The organism is Acinetobacter sp. UBA6571, from assembly GCF_002434085.1.
In the GTDB taxonomy this organism is placed as follows: Bacteria; Pseudomonadota; Gammaproteobacteria; order Pseudomonadales; family Moraxellaceae; genus Acinetobacter; species Acinetobacter radioresistens.
The window spans coordinates 15,815-33,707 of record NZ_DJJJ01000011.1 but is presented as its reverse complement, the minus strand read 5'-3'; the positions used below and the strand labels follow the sequence as shown (position 1 = coordinate 33,707).

The 17,893-nt window shown below is 44.6% G+C and carries 17 protein-coding genes and 3 tRNA genes; 13 read left to right on the top strand and 7 right to left on the bottom strand.

The window, feature by feature from the left end; all coding sequences use genetic code 11:
- Nucleotides 1–9: 9 nt before the first annotated feature.
- From ruvX to recN, 3 genes are all read right to left on the bottom strand, one after another.
- Complete coding sequence (gene ruvX / locus B3X18_RS01860; protein ID WP_005023063.1) at nt 10–453, bottom strand: Holliday junction resolvase RuvX; 444 nt, start codon at nt 451–453, stop codon at nt 10–12.
- Complete coding sequence (locus B3X18_RS01855) at nt 446–1,000, bottom strand: YqgE/AlgH family protein (RefSeq protein WP_005017002.1); 555 nt, start codon at nt 998–1,000, stop codon at nt 446–448. The genes ruvX and B3X18_RS01855 overlap by 8 nt, the downstream gene beginning before the upstream one ends.
- A 328-nt stretch (nt 1,001–1,328) precedes the next feature.
- Entirely contained in the window at nt 1,329–2,990 is a 1,662-nt protein-coding gene (gene recN / locus B3X18_RS01850) for a DNA repair protein RecN (protein WP_005023065.1), read from the bottom strand.
- 402 nt (nt 2,991–3,392) lie between these two features.
- Between recN and B3X18_RS01845 the strand changes: the two genes are divergently transcribed.
- From B3X18_RS01845 to B3X18_RS01830, 4 genes are all read left to right on the top strand, one after another.
- A complete protein-coding gene (locus tag B3X18_RS01845) occupies nt 3,393–3,530 on the top strand; it encodes a hypothetical protein (protein ID WP_005405738.1) in 138 nt (45 codons plus the stop codon).
- 67 nt (nt 3,531–3,597) lie between these two features.
- Nucleotides 3,598–3,921, top strand: coding sequence for a pyrimidine/purine nucleoside phosphorylase (locus B3X18_RS01840; protein WP_005016998.1), 324 nt, complete (start codon nt 3,598–3,600; stop codon nt 3,919–3,921).
- 103 nt (nt 3,922–4,024) lie between these two features.
- Nucleotides 4,025–4,780 (top strand): 23S rRNA (guanosine(2251)-2'-O)-methyltransferase RlmB, encoded by a 756-nt coding sequence (gene rlmB, locus B3X18_RS01835; RefSeq protein ID WP_005016996.1) that lies wholly within the window; start codon nt 4,025–4,027, stop codon nt 4,778–4,780.
- A gap of 24 nt (nt 4,781–4,804) precedes the next feature.
- Nucleotides 4,805–5,740, top strand: a complete 936-nt coding sequence (locus tag B3X18_RS01830) for a DMT family transporter (protein ID WP_005016993.1) — start codon at nt 4,805–4,807, stop codon at nt 5,738–5,740.
- Here B3X18_RS01830 and coaE read toward each other — a convergent pair.
- From coaE to pilB, 4 genes are read right to left on the bottom strand one after another with little or no spacing between them, the layout of a single operon-like run.
- Nucleotides 5,737–6,348 carry a dephospho-CoA kinase gene (gene coaE / locus B3X18_RS01825; protein WP_005016991.1) on the bottom strand — a complete coding sequence of 204 codons (612 nt, stop codon included), beginning with the start codon at nt 6,346–6,348 and terminating at the stop codon, nt 5,737–5,739. The genes B3X18_RS01830 and coaE overlap by 4 nt on opposite strands.
- 1 nt (nt 6,349) lies before the next feature.
- Entirely contained in the window at nt 6,350–7,210 is an 861-nt protein-coding gene (locus B3X18_RS01820) for a prepilin peptidase (RefSeq protein ID WP_005016989.1), read from the bottom strand.
- Entirely contained in the window at nt 7,210–8,436 is a 1,227-nt protein-coding gene (locus B3X18_RS01815; protein ID WP_005016988.1) for a type II secretion system F family protein, read from the bottom strand. Before B3X18_RS01815 ends, B3X18_RS01820 begins: the two co-directional genes overlap by 1 nt.
- A 29-nt stretch (nt 8,437–8,465) precedes the next feature.
- Complete coding sequence (gene pilB, locus B3X18_RS01810; RefSeq protein ID WP_005023073.1) at nt 8,466–10,175, bottom strand: type IV-A pilus assembly ATPase PilB; 1,710 nt, start codon at nt 10,173–10,175, stop codon at nt 8,466–8,468.
- Nucleotides 10,176–10,463: 288 nt separating this feature from the next.
- On the opposite strand from pilB, the gene tpiA reads away from it, so the two are divergent.
- The 9 genes from tpiA (at nt 10,464) to B3X18_RS01765 (ending at nt 17,409) form a co-directional block, all read left to right on the top strand.
- A complete protein-coding gene (gene tpiA / locus B3X18_RS01805) occupies nt 10,464–11,258 on the top strand; it encodes a triose-phosphate isomerase (RefSeq protein ID WP_005023075.1) in 795 nt (264 codons plus the stop codon).
- Between the two features lie 10 nt (nt 11,259–11,268).
- Complete coding sequence (gene secG / locus B3X18_RS01800; protein WP_005023077.1) at nt 11,269–11,598, top strand: preprotein translocase subunit SecG; 330 nt, start codon at nt 11,269–11,271, stop codon at nt 11,596–11,598.
- 52 nt (nt 11,599–11,650) lie between these two features.
- Nucleotides 11,651–11,735, top strand: a tRNA-Leu gene (locus tag B3X18_RS01795).
- Between the two features lie 42 nt (nt 11,736–11,777).
- Nucleotides 11,778–11,854 (top strand) — tRNA-Met (locus B3X18_RS01790).
- Between the two features lie 86 nt (nt 11,855–11,940).
- Nucleotides 11,941–12,017 (top strand) — tRNA-Met (locus B3X18_RS01785).
- A gap of 207 nt (nt 12,018–12,224) precedes the next feature.
- Nucleotides 12,225–12,749: a ribosome maturation factor RimP gene (gene rimP / locus B3X18_RS01780; RefSeq protein WP_005016981.1), complete on the top strand. Its 525-nt coding sequence runs from the start codon at nt 12,225–12,227 to the stop codon at nt 12,747–12,749.
- Nucleotides 12,750–12,789: 40 nt separating this feature from the next.
- Entirely contained in the window at nt 12,790–14,274 is a 1,485-nt protein-coding gene (nusA, locus tag B3X18_RS01775) for a transcription termination factor NusA (RefSeq protein WP_005016980.1), read from the top strand.
- Between the two features lie 10 nt (nt 14,275–14,284).
- Entirely contained in the window at nt 14,285–17,011 is a 2,727-nt protein-coding gene (infB, locus tag B3X18_RS01770) for a translation initiation factor IF-2 (protein WP_005405706.1), read from the top strand.
- A complete protein-coding gene (locus B3X18_RS01765; RefSeq protein ID WP_005016973.1) occupies nt 17,011–17,409 on the top strand; it encodes a ribosome-binding factor A in 399 nt (132 codons plus the stop codon). Before infB ends, B3X18_RS01765 begins: the two co-directional genes overlap by 1 nt.
- Nucleotides 17,410–17,893: the final 484 nt, after the last annotated feature.

Below are 17,893 nucleotides of genomic sequence, written 5' to 3'. Positions count from 1 at the left end.
GATAAAATATCAGGGCTTAAGTCCATCTGGTTCCCGATACCAGCTTTCAATCAGCAGGGCAGCTGCAATACTGTCAGCCGCAAGTTTACGGTTCCCACCCTGAGCCTGATACTGATTCAGTTCACTACGGGCTTCACGAGTCGTTAGACGCTCATCCACCATCAGGGTCTCAATATTGGTCTGATGACGCAGTCGCCGTGCAAACTTGCGGGCACGGGCAGAAAGTTCTGACTCACTCTCATCCATGTTTAAGGGTAAACCGACCAGAAACAGGTCCGGTTGCCATTCTTTGACAATCTTCAGCAAATGTTCCCAATTCGGGATTCCATCCTTCATCGGGAAGAGCGTCAAGGGATTAGCACTCTGAATAGCTGCCTGTCCGATAGCCATGCCCATTTTCTGAGTGCCAAAGTCAAAAGCCATAATCAGGCCCGGATGAGAGGCATCAGGCATGACCAATCTCGGAAGCTAGCCAGGTACGGTCTAGGCCCATTTTTTTATAGGCAGCGTCCCAGCGGTCATCGTAAGGCAGATTAAAAATCAAGTCCATATCTGCATCACAGATGAGCCAGTCACCGCGTGCAATCTCTTCTTCAAGTTGATTTTTGCTCCAACTGGCATAACCCAGCGCTATCTGGTAACGGTCCACTCCTTCATTGTGTGCAATTGCATCCAGAATGTCTTTACTAGTGGTGATACAAACATTTTCACCAATAGCAATAGACGAATGCCAAACGGGTTGACCGGTATGTAAAACGAAACCTGCCTCCGGGCGCAATGGACCGCCTTGAAGCACATCATGAGGTTGGACATTATCTGCATCAATTTCCAAGTCATTCAACAATTCCTTGATCTGAATGCCAGCAGGTCGGTTGATAATGATCCCTTGTGCGCCGTCTTCATCATGTCGAGCCAGATAGATGACCGTATGAGCAAAGAAATCATCGGCAATTTCTGGAGGAGCGATAAGACAACGATGCGTCAAATATTGTTTGGTCACCTAAGCTGTTCTCCTAAATTGTCAGCATAAAGTTTTGTCTGGACAAAAATTGAGGCAAAAAGATAAATTTCAATAAAATTACAGAGTATGGTCTCTTCACTTATAAGTGACTACTGTCGAGAATACAATCCTCTGCACGTAAGCATCTGTGCCTTTCAGCAAAAAAGCAGAAACTTATTGGTCAGATGTAGCCTTAAATACTGTCTATTCAAGGCTTGCAGAATGGGGACAGACTAGAATATAAAAGCTGCTGCTTGAAGATAGTTGTGGCGATTTTATAAAAATCAAGAGCTCAAACTGGCTGCTGATTGCTAAAAGATATTATCTATTAAGCCTGCTGGAATTTAAGCTGACGCAACTGTCTGGCATGCTGCAAGGTGGTGTTACTAATTTCAACGCCACCTGTCATACGGGCCAGTTCCTGAATCCTTTCATCTTCATCCAGTTCAATGATGGTACTGCTGGCCGGATCAGTCTGCAGTTTCTTTACCAGAAGATGCTGGTCAGATTGAGCCGCCACTTGGGCCTGATGGGTAATACACAGAATTTGTACATGCTGTGCCAGCCCTCCAAGCAGTCGTCCTACAATCTCGGCAGTACCGCCGCTGATCCCGACATCGATTTCATCAAACACTAGAACCTCAGCTTCAGTTTTCTCGGCATTCATCACCTGCATTACCAGTGCAATACGTGACAGCTCACCTCCTGAAGCTACCCGTGCCAGTGGTTGGGCCGGTATGCCTTTATTGGCGGTAAACAGTAACTGGATAAAGCTCAGGCCTTCTGCAGTAGGCTGTTCCAGTGCATCAAAACGGAATTCAAAATAAGCTTCGGGCAGGGCCAGTGGTTTTACCTGTTCAGTCAGCTGTTTGGCAAGTGGTATCGCGGCTTCACGTCGAATCTGGTCCAGATGCTCAGCCTTCTGCAAAAAGTCCTGATGAGCGTGTTCAACCTGTTCGGCCAGCATTTCTGGGTCATCGAGCTGTTGCAGTTTTTCCAGTTCCTGCTGCCAGAGTTCATATTCTTCTTTTAGCTGCTCTGGCTGGGTTCTATACTTACGGGCCAAACGATGAAAAATTTCAAGCTGGGCATTCAACTCTTCCATACGTTCTGGATCAAAGCTCTGCCGGTCAATAAACTGGCGTAGCTGCGCTGTCCCTTCATCTAGTTCACTTTGCGCATTTAATAATGCATTATAAATACTGGATAGCTGTTCACTACGCCCAGCATGTGTTTCCAGCCGGCGAATTACCGAAGAGAGCTCCTGAGAAAGATTGGATTCTGCTTCATCGAGTATATTCAGGCTGTAAGCGCAGTCCTGCATAATATGTTCATGATGGCTGAGACGGTCAAATTCCTGCTCTATTTCTTTATAGTGAATAGCAACTATATCTTCAAGTTCTTCAAGCTGTAGCTCCAGCGTACTGATCCGCTGTAATCGGCTAGCCTGTGCTTCAAGCGCAGCCTGATGCTGGCGAATATTCTTCTGCCACTGGCTATATGCATCACGTACTTGCTGGGCCTCATTATAAAAATTACTGTAGCGGTCTAGCCACTTGCGTGGATAAGGTGGTTCCAGAAGCTGCTGCTGACTATGCTGGCTATAAAGCTGAACCAGAAGACGTCCAATTTCTTTCAGTTCAGATAGGCTGCTCGGGCGGCCATTGATCCAGGCTTTACTGCGGCCTGTAGCAAAAATTACCCGGCGTAAATGTATTTCACCTGATTCATCATTTAACTCATGCGCACTGAGCCACCCTGCTTCAGGGCTATCTGGCTGGTAGCTGAAGACGGCAGTAATGTCGGCCTTGTCTGTGCCATAACGAACATAGTTGGTATCGGTACGTTCACCGAGGCAGGCAGAAAGCGCATCAAGTAATAAGGATTTACCAGCACCGGTCTCACCTGTGAGTACGTTAAAACCTTGTTCAATATCAAGGGCTAGATGGTCAGCAAGCGCAAAATTGATCAGTGTTAAATGTGTCAGCATAAACGCATCCAGGCTGCGAAAGGTTTGTGTCTAAGATAGTCAAGTTTTGTTGTGGTCACAAGATGGCTTTTATTTTAAGACATTCAAAATATGATAACGCGATCTTAAAATAAATATGCGAATAAAAATTTTGTAAATACAGTTGTTCTGTTCTTGGCAAAAAGCTGTATTCGCTTTAACAATACTGAAAACTAATTAAGAGAATATATTGCCAGCAAAGATCAGTGTTCCATTGTTGTTATGCCAGTCATATATTGTTGATGGTTAGAATTACAAAATGAAAAATACGGTTTGATCAAAAATGTAATGATGAATTAGATGTTTAACTCAAAATTTTATCTGTATAACCATAAGTGCAACAAATATAGCAGACACAATATCATAGTAAGTTATAGACAGAGAATGATAAAAAATGGTCGCTCATCAACCGTTATGCTGGATCTTTCAACTATTGGTTTAAGGCTGCCTGTAGATCTGAATAAACTGAACGGCAAGGAATGGAAAATATTGATTTTTCCTGTTGAAACGGCAATTGATTAGTTGCGCCGCCGCAATTAAACTACCGCAATCATAACGTATATAAATGCGCATTATCTGGAGAATACGCATGTCAGCACAGTTTGATCATGTATCAGTAATAAAAAAATCAAATGTCTATTTTGGTGGTTCGTGTATTAGCCATACAATTTTATTTGAAGACGGTACTAAAAAAACTCTGGGGGTCATTTTACCGACAGAGCAGCCGCTTACCTTTGAAACCCATGTGCCTGAGCGTATGGAGATTATCTCTGGTGAATGCCGTGTTAAAATTGCCAATAATGAAGAGGCTGAACTGTTCCGCGCCGGTCAGTCTTTTTATGTACCAGGTAACAGCACCTTTAAAATTGAAACTGATGATGTGCTTGATTATGTTTGCCACCTAGAAGGCTAAGCATTCTGCAATAAATCAGGTACACTAGACTGATATAGGAGATCCTGCGAAGTTACTTTGCAGGATTTTTGTTTTTCACAAGTCACCAGCTTAGAGGTCGTTCATGGCGAAACCTGAATATTATTATGGCGTTCATGCAGTGGAGTCATTATTAGAACTGGAGCCAGAACGGGTTCTGACCCTGTTTACACTAAAAGGGCGTGAAGACCAGCGTTTGCAAAAGATTCTGGAACTGGCTGAACCTTTCGGAATTAGCGTGCAAAAAGCCAGCCGGGACAGTCTTGAAAAGCTGGCCGGGTTACCCTTTCATCAGGGGGTTGTGGCTGCTGTCCGTCCACATCCGGTTATGAATGAAAAAGATCTAGAACAGTTACTTGAACAAACACCGGATGTTCTATTGCTGGCCCTGGATCAGGTAACTGATCCGCATAACTTGGGGGCCTGTATCCGTACAGCCGCAGCAATGGGTGTACAGGCAGTTATTGTGCCACGTGACCGTTCAGCCAGTCTGACACCGACGGCACGGAAAGTGGCAGCCGGTGGGGCGGAGAAAGTCAAGTTCATTCAGGTTACCAATTTGGCCCGTACGCTTGCACAGATGAAAGAGCATTCACAAGTACGAGTAATAGGAACCATGCTCGACGAACAAGCATTGCCGCTTCAGCAATGTGACCTGACCGGACCTATAGTGATTGTAATGGGTGCTGAAGATACCGGTTTAAGACCTATCACCCAGGCACAGTGCGACCACAAGGTTTACATTCCGATGGCTGGAAATCTGCAAAGTTTAAATGTCAGTGTGGCAACCGGTATGGCGCTCTATGAAGCCTGTCGTCAGCGTAATGCTAAAAGTTTATAAGTTGATTAATTAAAAGGATTCAGTATGACTCCCCGGGTTCAAGGTTATCTGTTTGTGGCGATTACCATGTGTATCTGGGGCGGTTTCACTTTATTCTCCCGTTTAAATGCCCAGTGGCATATCAGTCCTTGGGATATTACGGCCTTACGTTTCGGTCTGGCCTTTCTCATTCTCATGCCTATTCTGCTGTATAAAAAAGATACGGCATTTTTATGGACGAGGCAGTCTGTTCTGTTGGCACTGATTGGCGGCTTAGGGTACTGCTTAACAGTGTATACAGCATTTTTGTATGCTCCTGCTGCCCATGCCGCGATTTTTCTCAACGGTTGTATTCCACTAACCACTGCTGTAGCAGCATGGATTTTATTTAAACAGCCTTTTGATCAGCATACCTGGCTAAGTCTTGGCATTATGCTACTTGCTTTAGCTGTCATGAGTTATCTGATTTCACGCTCAAGCAGTCATGCATTTGGTATAGGAGATATCCTTCTATTTACCAGTGCCATCTGGTGGGGCGTATTTACTGTACTGCTCAAGCAATGGAAGCTGTCTGCGTGGCACTCTATGGCGAGCGTCGTAATTTGGTCAGCCCTTATCTATGTTCCAATTTACTTGTTATTTATACCTAAACATCTCAGTGAGCCAGAACCTCTGCATCTGGTTATCCAGACACTTTTCCACGGCGTTTTTGTGGTAATCATTGCTACCCTGACTTATGTGGCAGCCATTGAGCGTTTAGGGGCTTTTAAAACTGGAAGTATTGTAACTCTGGCACCTTTTATTGCAGCCTTGCTTGCTATACCATTGCTCGGCGAATCATTAAGTCTCTCTGTGCTTGCTGGATTAATCGGGATGAGTTTTGGAGCTTTACAGCCATGGCGCTGGTTCCGCAAAGATACTTTACAGGCGCAGCTGGAAAACCAGAAAAAAGGTTCTGGTTCAGACTCTCGCATCTCCTAATCTGCTTTTAGCTTTTCGGCCTTGATGAGGTAAAGCTGATGAAGAGGCTGTAATTGAGCATATAGATGCTCCAGATGGCCATCATTGGTTACAATATCATGAGCGAGAGTCTGTTTTTGTGAGCGAGGCATCTGTGCGGCAATGATCTGACGGATCTGCTCCTCAGACTGCTGGTCACGCGCACAGGCACGCATAATCTGAATATCTTCGCTGGTATCGACTAAAAGTGTATGCTGGGCAAGTTCATGCTGATTGGTTTCAAATAAAAGAGGAGAAACCAGTATGGCATAAGGACTTTGGGCAGCCTGTAGCTGCTGGATTAACGCCTGGCGGATAGCAGGATGGGTAATTCCTTCCAGAGTCTGACGCGCTTCCGGTAGCTTGAAAATATGTTCACGCAATGCCCGCCGGTTTAACTCGCCATCTTCTTGTAACACCCAGTCACCAAAAGCATCATGAATTTGTGCCAGTGCTGGCTGGCCACGCTGTACCACTTCACGTGCTACTACATCGGCATCTACGACCTGTATACCTTGAGACTCAAACCACTGGCTGGCAGCTGACTTTCCACTGCCTATTCCTCCTGTTAACCCCAAGATAAATGTCATATCAGCCTCCCAGATAAATTTTCATAATTTGCTCACCCCATAAAAAAGCGATCCAGCCGGCAATCGCAATATAGGGACCAAAGGCAAAAGGCTGGTTTTCCTTGCGAATCTTGAGCAGTACGATACCAATAATTGCCCCGACTAAAGATGAAAGTAGCACAATTAAAGGCAGCATTAAAGGACCCATCCAGGCTCCGAGTGCGGCCAGTAACTTAAAGTCCCCGTATCCCATGCCTTCTTTACCGGTGATGACTTTAAACAGATAATATACAATCCATAAGCATAAAAACCCAATCACATAACCCCAAATAGCAGAGCTTGCCGAGGTATATAATGCATAACTGTTCAGAGCTAGGCCTAGGGCGGCAAGCGGCAGGGTATACCGGTCTGGAAGCAGTTGTGTATCAAAATCGATGAAGGTCAGGGTAATTAATGCCCAAGTCAGTAACAGACCAAATAGCATTTGCAGGGTAGGGCCATAGACAGCTACTACAATAAGTGAACACAGAGCAGTTAAAAGTTCAACTAGAGGGTAACGGATACTGATCGGATTCTGGCATTGACCACATTTGCCTCTGAGTAGCAGCCAGCTGACTAAAGGCAGATTCTGATACCAGCGAATCGGCGTATGACAGTTGGGACAGGTAGAAGCCGGATAGCTGAGCGTGAGTTTTGTTTCATCAATTAGGGGCTGATCTGGATGAAGCAACAACTGACATTCATTGCGCCATTCCTGCTCCATCATTTTAGGAGTGCGAAGAATAACGACATTTAAAAAACTGCCAATACATAGACTGAAAAGCCCAACCACAATGTAGAGCGCAGTCGGGTTATTACTTAATAAGGTAATTAATTCTTGCATTAAACAACTGAACCCATCTGGAAAATTGGCAGATACATGGCGATCACAAGGCCACCCACTAATACACCCAGAATTGCCATAATCAGGGGTTCCATCATGGAAGTCAGACCGTCAACGGCATTGTCAACTTCATTTTCAAAATGTGTCGCGACTTTATCTAACATGGCATCAAGGGCGCCCGATTCTTCTCCAATGGCAACCATCTGTACTGCCATAGGCGGAAAACGGTTAGAGGCACGCATAGCAAACTGAAGCTGCTGACCGGTTGCTACATCTTCCCGGATTTTCATGACAGCCTGCTCATAAATTACATTATTAGTTGCACCTGCAGTAGATTCCAGCGCATCAATAAGTGGTACGCCGGCTGCAAATGTGGTTGCTAGCGTACGGCTATAACGGGCAATAATTGCTTTATAGACCAGATCACCAAAAATTGGCAGTTTAAGAGCCATTCTGTCAAGCGCATCACGGAACTTCTGGCTCCGCTTTTTGGCTTCAAGAAAACCGAAAATAAGAGCAGCAATTGCGATAATGAGAATAAACCAGTACTTCTGCATCCAGTTCGACATATTGACAACCATCTGGGTAAATGCAGGCAGATCTGCACCAAACGAGCTAAACAGGTCCTGGAATACCGGAACTACCTTAACCATCAGAATAATCGTTACAATCACCGCAACCACAATAACTGTGGCGGGATATTTCATCGCCTTTTTAATTTTCTGCTTGAGAAGTTCACTCTTTTCTTTATAGATGGCCACCCGGTCGAGCATGGTCTCAAGTGCACCAGACTGTTCACCAGATTCGACCAGTGAGCAGAACAGGTTATCAAAATATTGGGGATATTTACGCAGTGCACCGGCAAATGTATTGCCTCCTTCAACTTCAGCCTTAATACCCAAAACCACTTCACGCATAGCCGGATTTTCGAGACCTTCAGCGACAATTTCAAAGCCTTGTACAAGGGGCACACCCGCTTTCATCATGGTGGCCAACTGACGTGTAAAGATAGTGATATCTAGTGTAGAAACCCTTTTCTTCATCAAGCCTTCTAGAATATTGCGACGTTTTTCCCGAATGGTTTTGATAGTTATTCCTTGCTTGCGCAAAGTCACCTTAGCCAACGCCATATTCTTGGCTGTCAGCTCCCCTTTAACTTTAATTCCTTTACGGTCGACGCCGTCATAAGCAAAAGTCGGCATCATTTGTGCTTTTTTGACTGCCATTGCTTTATCCTTATTTTTAAATGCTGACTTTATTCACTGGTCACACGGTTAATTTCTTGTAAAGAGGTTACACCTTGCATGACTTTCTTTAGGCCAGAACGACGCAAGTTATCAAAACCCAGGCGTGCTGCTGTTGCTGCTATTTCAAGGGCGTTACCGTCTTCCATAATAATTTTTGAAATTTCCGGTGTAACTTTCATTACTTCATAGATACCCACACGACCCCGATAACCATCACGACATTCCGGGCAACCGACAGGTTGATAAACCTGAAAATCAGGGTTGGCCAAGTCATCTTCGGTAAAGCCCATCTCAAGCAGACTATTTCTAGGAATCTCTGCTGGTACCTTGCACTGGTTGCATAAACGTCGAGCTAGACGCTGTGCAATGACCAGATTAACTGAAGTGGCAATATTAAATGCTGCTACGCCCATATTTCTTAGGCGTGTTAATGTTTCAGGAGCGCTGTTGGTATGCAGGGTAGACATAACCATGTGACCGGTCTGAGCTGCTTTAATGGCAATCTCTGCTGTTTCCAAGTCACGAATCTCACCTACCATAATAATATCTGGATCCTGACGCAGGAATGACTTTAGCGCGGCAGAGAAGCTTAACCCGACTTTATTATTCACATTGACCTGGTTAATACCTTCAAGATTAATTTCTACCGGGTCTTCGGCAGTTGAAATATTGGTATCCTCACGGTTTAAAATATTGAGGCCTGTATAAAGCGATACGGTTTTACCGGAACCGGTAGGCCCGGTAATGAGTAACATACCTTGCGGCTTTTCTAAAGCTTCTATAAACAGGGCTTTTTGCTCGGGTTCATAGCCTAATGCATCAATACCCAGCATGGCGCTGGACGGATCCAAAATACGCAGAACCAGTTTTTCTCCAAATAGTGTAGGCAGTGAGTTCACACGGAAATCAATAGCTTTGGTCTTAGAGAGTTTTAATTTGATCCGGCCATCTTGGGGAACGCGCTTTTCGGAAATATCCATCTGTGACATAACCTTTAAACGTGAAGCCAGTCGGGTGGCCAGCTGTAAAGGTGGTGTTGCCACCTGTCTTAACACGCCATCGACCCGGTAACGTACTCGGTAATATTTTTCATAAGGCTCGAAATGTAAGTCTGATGCACCAATACGAATGGCATCTACCAATAACTTGTTAATATATTTAACAATTGGAGCTTCTTCTTCCTGAGGCGCATTATCTTGACTGTCGTCCTCATCTAAATTGCTGGTTGAAACATCAATATTGAGTTCTTCATCACCAAAATCAAAATTGCTTTCTTCAGAAAAATTCTGCTCAATAGTACGCTGCAGTTTGTCATGCTCGACAATAACAACTTCAATATTCAGTTTACTGTTAAACCGGATAGCTTCTAAAGCTTCAATATTGGTGGGATTACTGGTAGCAACAAACAGAGTATGACCACGCTTAATGAGGGGCAAGACCCGATGCTTGAGTATCAGTTTCTCATCAACTACATCTCGTGGAATCTGGACAGTATCGTAAACAGCCAAATCGAATAAAGCTTCACCAAATTCAATCGAGATAAATTCTGCAATCAGTAAGGGTGAAAGCTTAAAATGATCGATCAGATAAGGCACGATATCCTGCCGGTTTCTTTTAGCAGTATCGACCGCATTCTGCATTTCAGCAGCAGACACGTGGTTATCCTCAACCAGACGGCGAATAAAACCGGAAAACTTTGGAGTAAAATTAACTGTCATTGTTTATTGCGCCTTTAAATGACCGACGATTTATAGATCTCTGTAAAATTATACTTTTGTTGCCGAAAAATACCACAGTTTAAATAAAGGCTCTGGTATGAAATCATGTATTTAACCTGAACAATGGCTATCTTTAGGAAGAATTTTCTATATAGAACGTCAGGACATATCACAGAACAATAAGCTTAACTTTAAAAGCCTAATAGCAGCAATGGAGTTACGAAATTTATCTTCAAATAGATGAATTCCGTGTAGAATGTGGTGCATTTTTGATGAAAGGTTAGAAGTATGTCGGGTTCGACAATTATTCCTTGGGTTGTTGGTAATTGGAAAATGAACCCAATGCACGCAGATGCCCAGCAACTCATTGAACAATTTAAGCAATTACTTATAGAACAGCACATCAGTCCTGAGCAATGTCAGTTGGGGATAGCGCCTGTGGCAATTGCGCTGACCTCTGCAAAACAGCAGCTTGGAAATGCTGCAAGTCCGGTGCATATAGTGGCACAAGATGTCTCACGTATAGCAGGAACTGGGGCGTATACCGGCGAAGTTAGTGCAGAGCTATTAAAAGACAGTCAGATTCACTGGGTGCTCATAGGCCATTCAGAGCGTCGAGAACTGTTGGGTGATGATCTAAAGATTTTAAAAGAAAAAATTAAAAATGCATTAAATGCCGGTCTGAAAATTATTTATTGTGTAGGGGAAAGCCTGGAGCAGCGTGAGGCAGGGCAGGCAGCACAAGTGGTATTGCAACAGATTTGTGACATTGCCGAAGTTGTACAGGCCGGGCAATGGCAAAATATCATGATTGCTTATGAGCCGATCTGGGCAATTGGTACGGGTAAGACTGCCTCTGCCGCAGATGCACAGGCCATGCATGAAAAAATTCGTGAAGCACTTTGCCAAATCACCCCGCTTGGCTCTAATATAGCCATCCTCTACGGTGGCAGTGTTAAGCCTGAGAATGCAGTAGAGCTGGCAGCCTGTCCGGATATTAATGGGGCACTGGTTGGCGGGGCTTCCTTAAACGCCGAGTCCTTCCATAAAATTGCTCAGGCATTTGCCCAAATAAAAGAATGAGGAGTTCGGCATGCATACGTTTGTATTGGTAATACATATTATTCTGGCTGTTTTGATGATTGGACTGATCCTGGTTCAGCATGGTAAAGGTGCTGACGCCGGAGCTTCTTTTGGAGGCGGTGGTGCGGCAACCGTATTTGGTGCTTCAGGGTCTGGTAACTTCATGACCCGGCTCACCGCTATTTTAACTGCACTGTTTTTTGTAACCAGCCTGACCCTGGCAGTCTTTGCAAAAAAACAGACTACAGCTGCTTATAGCTTGCAAAGTGTACAAACCAGTGCGCCTGTGCAACCGGTTTCGCCTGAAACTTCACCAACTGCACCAAAAACTGGTGAATAATTTAAATTAAAGCTTTTCTTTTACTAGGGAAGCTACTAGAATGCGACCTGCTGCGGTGGTGGTGGAATTGGTAGACACGCTACCTTGAGGTGGTAGTGCCTTCGGGCGTGGGGGTTCAAGTCCCCCCTTCCGCACCAACGATAAACCAGATCGTTGATGCATGCAGCAGAAAACATTGATGCGGGATGGAGCAGTCTGGTAGCTCGTCGGGCTCATAACCCGAAGGTCGTTGGTTCAAATCCAGCTCCCGCTACCAATTCAATTGCAGTGTAAAGCAGTTGAGAGTTTCTTGTAAGTCAGATTGACTTTTTTTGAAATTCGTTTATAATTTTTGCACGTTGATGCGGGATGGAGCAGTCTGGTAGCTCGTCGGGCTCATAACCCGAAGGTCGTTGGTTCAAATCCAGCTCCCGCTACCAAGTTTCTAAGAGGGCTCACAAATAGGTGGGCCTTTTTGCACAGTGGACTTTAGTTTTCTGTGTAAAATATAGGGGCGATTGACGCCCTTTTTTATTGGCTATCGTGTAGTGTCGACATCAATTGGTCAAATAGTGATGCTTCACTATAACAGTCTGCATCGGTCAGAACGTACTGACCGGTTGAATGGCACGAGAAGACGAGAGTAAATGAAATTATCAAATAAAACCCAAGCCCTCCATGATTTAATTGCACCAGCGGTCGAAGCCTGTGACGTCGAGTTGTGGGGAATCGAATTCCTTCCTCAGGGCAAACGTTCTTTAGTCCGCATCTTTATTGATAAACCTGTAGATGAAAATGCAGAACCTGTGCTGAATGAAGACGGTGAGCTGGAACAGGGCCGTGGAATTGGTGTGCAGGACTGTGTCCGGGTGACCCAGCAAGTGGGCGCAATTCTTGATGTGCATGATCCAATCTCAGGTGAATATTCACTTGAAGTCTCTTCACCAGGATGGGATCGCCCATTTTTCCAGCTTGAACAGATGTCGGCTTATATTGGTCAGCAGGTGGCTCTACGTCTGATTAGTGCTGTTGATAACCGCCGTAAATTTCAAGCTAAACTGGTGAGTGTGGACCTGGAGCAAGAACAGATTCAGGTAGAAGTAGAAGGCAGCAAGGTGCTCGAAATCGATAGCAACAATATCGATAAAGCAAATTTGATCTATCAGGACTAAATTAATTCCATTAAGAAGAATTCAATTTAATAGGTGACTTATGGGCCGTGAAATTCTTACCGTTGTTGAAACGGTCAGTAATGAAAAAGGTGTTAGTCGGGAAGCGATCTTCGAAGCTTTAGAGCAGGCGCTTGTTGCAGCGACGAAGAAAAAATTCTACGAAGGTACCACCGCAGAAGAAGCACGTTTACGTGTTGAAATTGATCGTAAGACTGGGGATTATCGTACATTCCGTCAATGGGAAGTGGTTGCAGACGAAGACCATGAAATGCCGGCATGTCAAGATGCGATTTCCGATGTAGACCCAGCAAAATGGTCAATTGGCGATATTCGGGAGTTGGAAGTCGAGTCAATTGAATTTGGCCGTATCGCAGCTCAAATTGCCAAACAGGTTATTGTACAAAAGATTCGTGAAGCAGAGCGTGCGCTCATTGCGGATGCTTATGAGTCTAAAGTAGGCGAGCTGATTTACGGTGAAGTGAAGAAGCAGACCAAAGATGGCTTTATCATTGATCTGGGAGATAATGCAGAAGCTTATCTGGCGCGTGAAGAAATGATCGCTAAAGAGATTTTGCGTCCAAAACAGCGGATCAATGCCATTTTGTACAGTGTAAACCGTGAAGGCCGTGGCGCTCAGCTTCTACTTTCGCGTGCCAAGCCTGAAATGTTGATTGCCCTGATGAAAAAAGAGATTCCTGAAATCTCTGAAGAAATCATTGAGATTAAAGCAGCAGCACGTCAACCTGGTGTTCGTGCTAAAATTGCCGTAAAAACCAATGACCACCGTATTGATCCGGTGGGTGCATGTATTGGTATGCGTGGTACACGTATCCAGGCTGTTCAGCAGGAGCTCAACGGTGAGCGTATTGATGTTGTAGTGTGGTCTGATGATCCGGCCCAGTATATTGCCAGTGCCCTAGAGCCGGCTGATGTTTCTGGAATTGTACTGGATGAAGATACACATAGTGCAGATATCATTTTTGCGACCAGTGACCAGCTTGCTCGTGCAATTGGTTCACAGGGCCAGAATGTACGTCTTGCTTCAGAACTTACCGGTTACAAGCTGGATATGATGCTGGAAGACGAGTATCGTGCTCGCCAGCAGAATGAAGCACAGCAATATCTGGATATGTTTGTTTCACGTCTGGATATTGAAGAAGACCTGGCGATGGCACTGGTTGAAATGGGCTTTACTTCACTTGAGGAAGTGGCTTATGTACCAGCAGAAACCTTCGATGAAATTGAGCTGGATACCGAACTGGTCGAGTTGTTGCAAAGCCGTGCCAAAGAAGCTGCTTTAGCGGATGCGTTAAAACAGCAGGAAAATATTCAAGATCCGAGTGAAGAACTTCTGAATATGGAAGGGATGACACGAGAGATTGCTTATTCACTTGCCGCTCGTGGTGTAGTGACTGTAGATGACCTGGCCGATCAGGCAACTGACGATATTGCTGATATTGAAGGTTTGGATGCCGCGAGTGCGGGTCAGCTCATTATGAAAGCGCGTGAATCATGGTTTAACTAGGAGGAAATATATGACGGACAAGTCGATTCAAGAGTTAGCGCTCAGCGTAGGTCGTCCTGTAGAAAAGCTCCTAGAGCAAGTTCGCGATGCAGGCTTACCACAGCGTCAAGCTGAAGATATTATTACTACCGAGCAGCAGGATGTACTAGTGAGTCATCTCAAAAAAGTACATGGGCAAGCGGATAGTGGCGTAGGAAAAATCACGTTGAAACGTAAAACAACTAGTACGGCTAAAGTGGCCAGTACCTCAGGTAAGGCGAAAACGATTAATGTAGAAGTACGTAAAAAACATACTTTTACTAAGCCGAACCCTGAACAGATTGCTGCTGAAGCGCGCGCTAAAGCTGATGCGCAAGAGCAGGCGCGTGCTGACATGATTGCACGTCAAAAAGCTGAACAGGCAGCGCGTCAGGAAAATGACGGGCAAAAACTTAGTGGTGAAAATAAAGCGAATGCAACATTGGAAGCAATGCGTGCAGCAGCTAAGCAGGAAACTGCGAAAAGCCCGCAAAAAGCTGAAGTTGTGGTGAAAAAACGCTCAACCAATAAGCCGATTGTTAAGCCGGTAGTCAAGCCAACCGAGACTGCAGAGCAGCGTAAAGCACGTGAAGAGCAGGCAGCACAATTAAAAGCGGCTGAAGAAGCTGCGCGTCGCAAGGCTGCTGAAGAGGCGCAACAGCGTACGCTTGAACAAATGCGCCAGATGGCTTCCAAATATTCAAATGAAGATGCCACCAAAACTATTCGTGTTGTAGATGATTCTCCACTCGCGGCAGGTCTGGTTGGTCAGGCATATGAAGATTCATTTGCTAAAGAAGACCGTGAAATCAAGCGGGGTACCAATACTAATAATACACGTTCACCGAAAAAAGGTGGTCGTCGTGGTCAAGAAGAGCAGTCATTTAACCAGAATCAGCATAAACGTGGTTTAAAAACCAGTCAGGCCAATAAACATGGCTTTGAAAAACCGGTTAAAAAGCAGGTTTATGATGTTGAGATCGGTTCAACCATCGTGGTGGCTGATCTTGCACAGAAAATGGCAGTTAAAGTACGTGAAGTGATCAAGTCACTCATGAAAATGGGTGAACTGGTAACTCAGAACCAGGCAATTGATCAGGAAATTGCTGCCCTGGTTGTAGAAGAAATGGGCCATAATCCGGTACTTGTTTCTGATACACAGGCAGAAGATAACCTGCTAGAAGCTGCTGAAGAGGCTCGTGGTGCTCAAACTACACGTCCTCCAGTCGTGACAATTATGGGTCACGTTGACCATGGTAAAACATCTTTGCTTGACCGTATCCGTCGCTCGAAAGTGGCTGCCGGTGAAGCAGGTGGAATTACCCAGCATATCGGTGCTTACCATGTGAAAACCGACAAGGGAATTATCACTTTTCTGGATACTCCGGGACACGCTGCCTTTACCGCAATGCGTTCACGTGGTGCACAGGCGACTGATATTGTTGTGCTGGTCGTTGCAGCAGATGATGGTGTCATGCCACAAACTGCAGAAGCAATTGATCATGCACGTGCTGCAGGAACACCGATTATTGTTGCAATCAACAAGATGGACAAAGAATCGGCTGATCCAGACCGCGTACTGAATGAATTAACCGCTAAAGAAATCGTGCCTGAACAATGGGGTGGTGATGTACCAGTTGCCAAAGTTTCTGCACATAGTGGTGAAGGGATTGATGAGTTACTTGACTTGATCCAGATCCAGGCAGAGCTGATGGAGCTCAAAGCTTCTGAAGAAGGTGCAGCGCAAGGTGTGGTTATTGAAGCGCGTGTCGATAAGGGCCGTGGTGCAGTTACTTCGATCCTGGTACAAAATGGTACGCTTAATGTCGGTGATCTGGTTCTTGCCGGTGCATCTTATGGCCGTGTACGTGCCATGACAGATGAAAACGGTAAACGGATTAAATCTGCAGGTCCTTCAATTCCGGTAGAAATTCTGGGTCTACCAGAAGCGCCAATGGCGGGTGATGAAGTTCTTGTGGTGAATGACGAGAAAAAAGCCCGTGAAGTTGCTGATGCCCGTATGGACCGTGAACGCCAAAAACGTCTTGAGCGTCAAAGTGCAATGCGTCTGGAAAATATCATGGCGTCTATGGGTAAGAAAGATGTGCCTGTAGTAAACGTGGTACTGAAGACAGATGTACGAGGTACTTTAGAAGCCTTGCATGTGGCGCTGGCCGATCTGGCTACAGATGAAGTAAAAGTACGTATCATTGGTTCAGGTGTAGGTGCAATTACTGAATCTGACGTGACACTGGCTGAATCTTCTGAAGCGGTACTACTCGGCTTTAATGTTCGTGCAGACAACACAGCACGTCAGAAAGCTGACATTGATGGAATTGATATCCGTTACTATAGCGTGATTTATCAACTGATTGATGATGTAAAAGATGCAATGAGCGGCAAGCTGGCTCCAGAACATCGTGAAACGATTCTGGGTGTAGCTCAGGTTCGTGAAGTATTCCGTTCAAGCAAGTTTGGTGCTGCTGCCGGCTGTATGGTCATGGAAGGTACGATTTATCGTAATAAACCAATCCGTGTACTGCGCGATGACGTTGTAGTATTCCAGGGTGAACTAGAATCTCTACGCCGCTATAAAGATGACGTAAACGAAGTTCGTGCGGGTATCGAATGTGGTCTGGCAGTTAAAGGTTATAATGACATCAAGGAACTCGATAAAATCGAAGTTTATGATGTTCAGCAAATCAAACGGAGTCTTTAATGGCGGGTAGTCAACGTCTGAAGCGTATGGGCGACAGTGTACAGCGTGAGCTGTCTGAGCTGATCCGCCAAGAGCTGAAAGATCCACGTCTGGGTGGCCTAGTGACCATCTCGGCCGTGAAAGTGAGCCCAGATTTAGGTTATGCCGATGTGTATGTCACAGTTATGGGTCGTGAGTTATCTGATGACCAGAATGAACAGGCACATCAGCAGACACTTGAAGTTCTAAACAAGGCTTCAGGTTTCCTGCGCCAGGAATTGAGTCGTCGTATTAAGACACGCATTACACCAAGATTGCGTTTCCATTATGACAAGACTAATGCCTACGGCAACTATATGTTTGGGCTGATTGCTGAGGCAGTGAAAGACCTGCCTGAGCGTAAAGAAGATGAAGAATAATTTTTATTCTGAATTCTTTTAAAAAAATTTTTGGTAAAAAGGCGGGCTTTAAAGTCCGCTTTTTTTTAATTGAAAAATTTATTTTATTTAAATTATTTATTACGCTATTAGAGTAAAAATCTGACCTGATATTTATCACTGATAATTTTATATAAAATAAAAGGTTTCATCGTGAAGAATTAAAAAAAGTTCTTTTATTACAGGTTTTACTCGTATTCTATAAAAGGTGGCTTCTGTTAAGCCAGAAATGAAAATTTTAGTTTATAAATTAAACCCTTGAATTATTGGGCTAAACTTTATATCAATTATTTAATGATTGATTCCATAAATATTTTAATCTTTATCTAGCAATACATGCTTAGAAATTAAAAGCTCAGAATGTGGTTATAAATTCTAATAATCTATTTAATATGTGAGTAACTGATCTCAGGTCAAGTACCATCCTTGATCATGACCTGATGATTCAGCCAGATCCTTAATATTC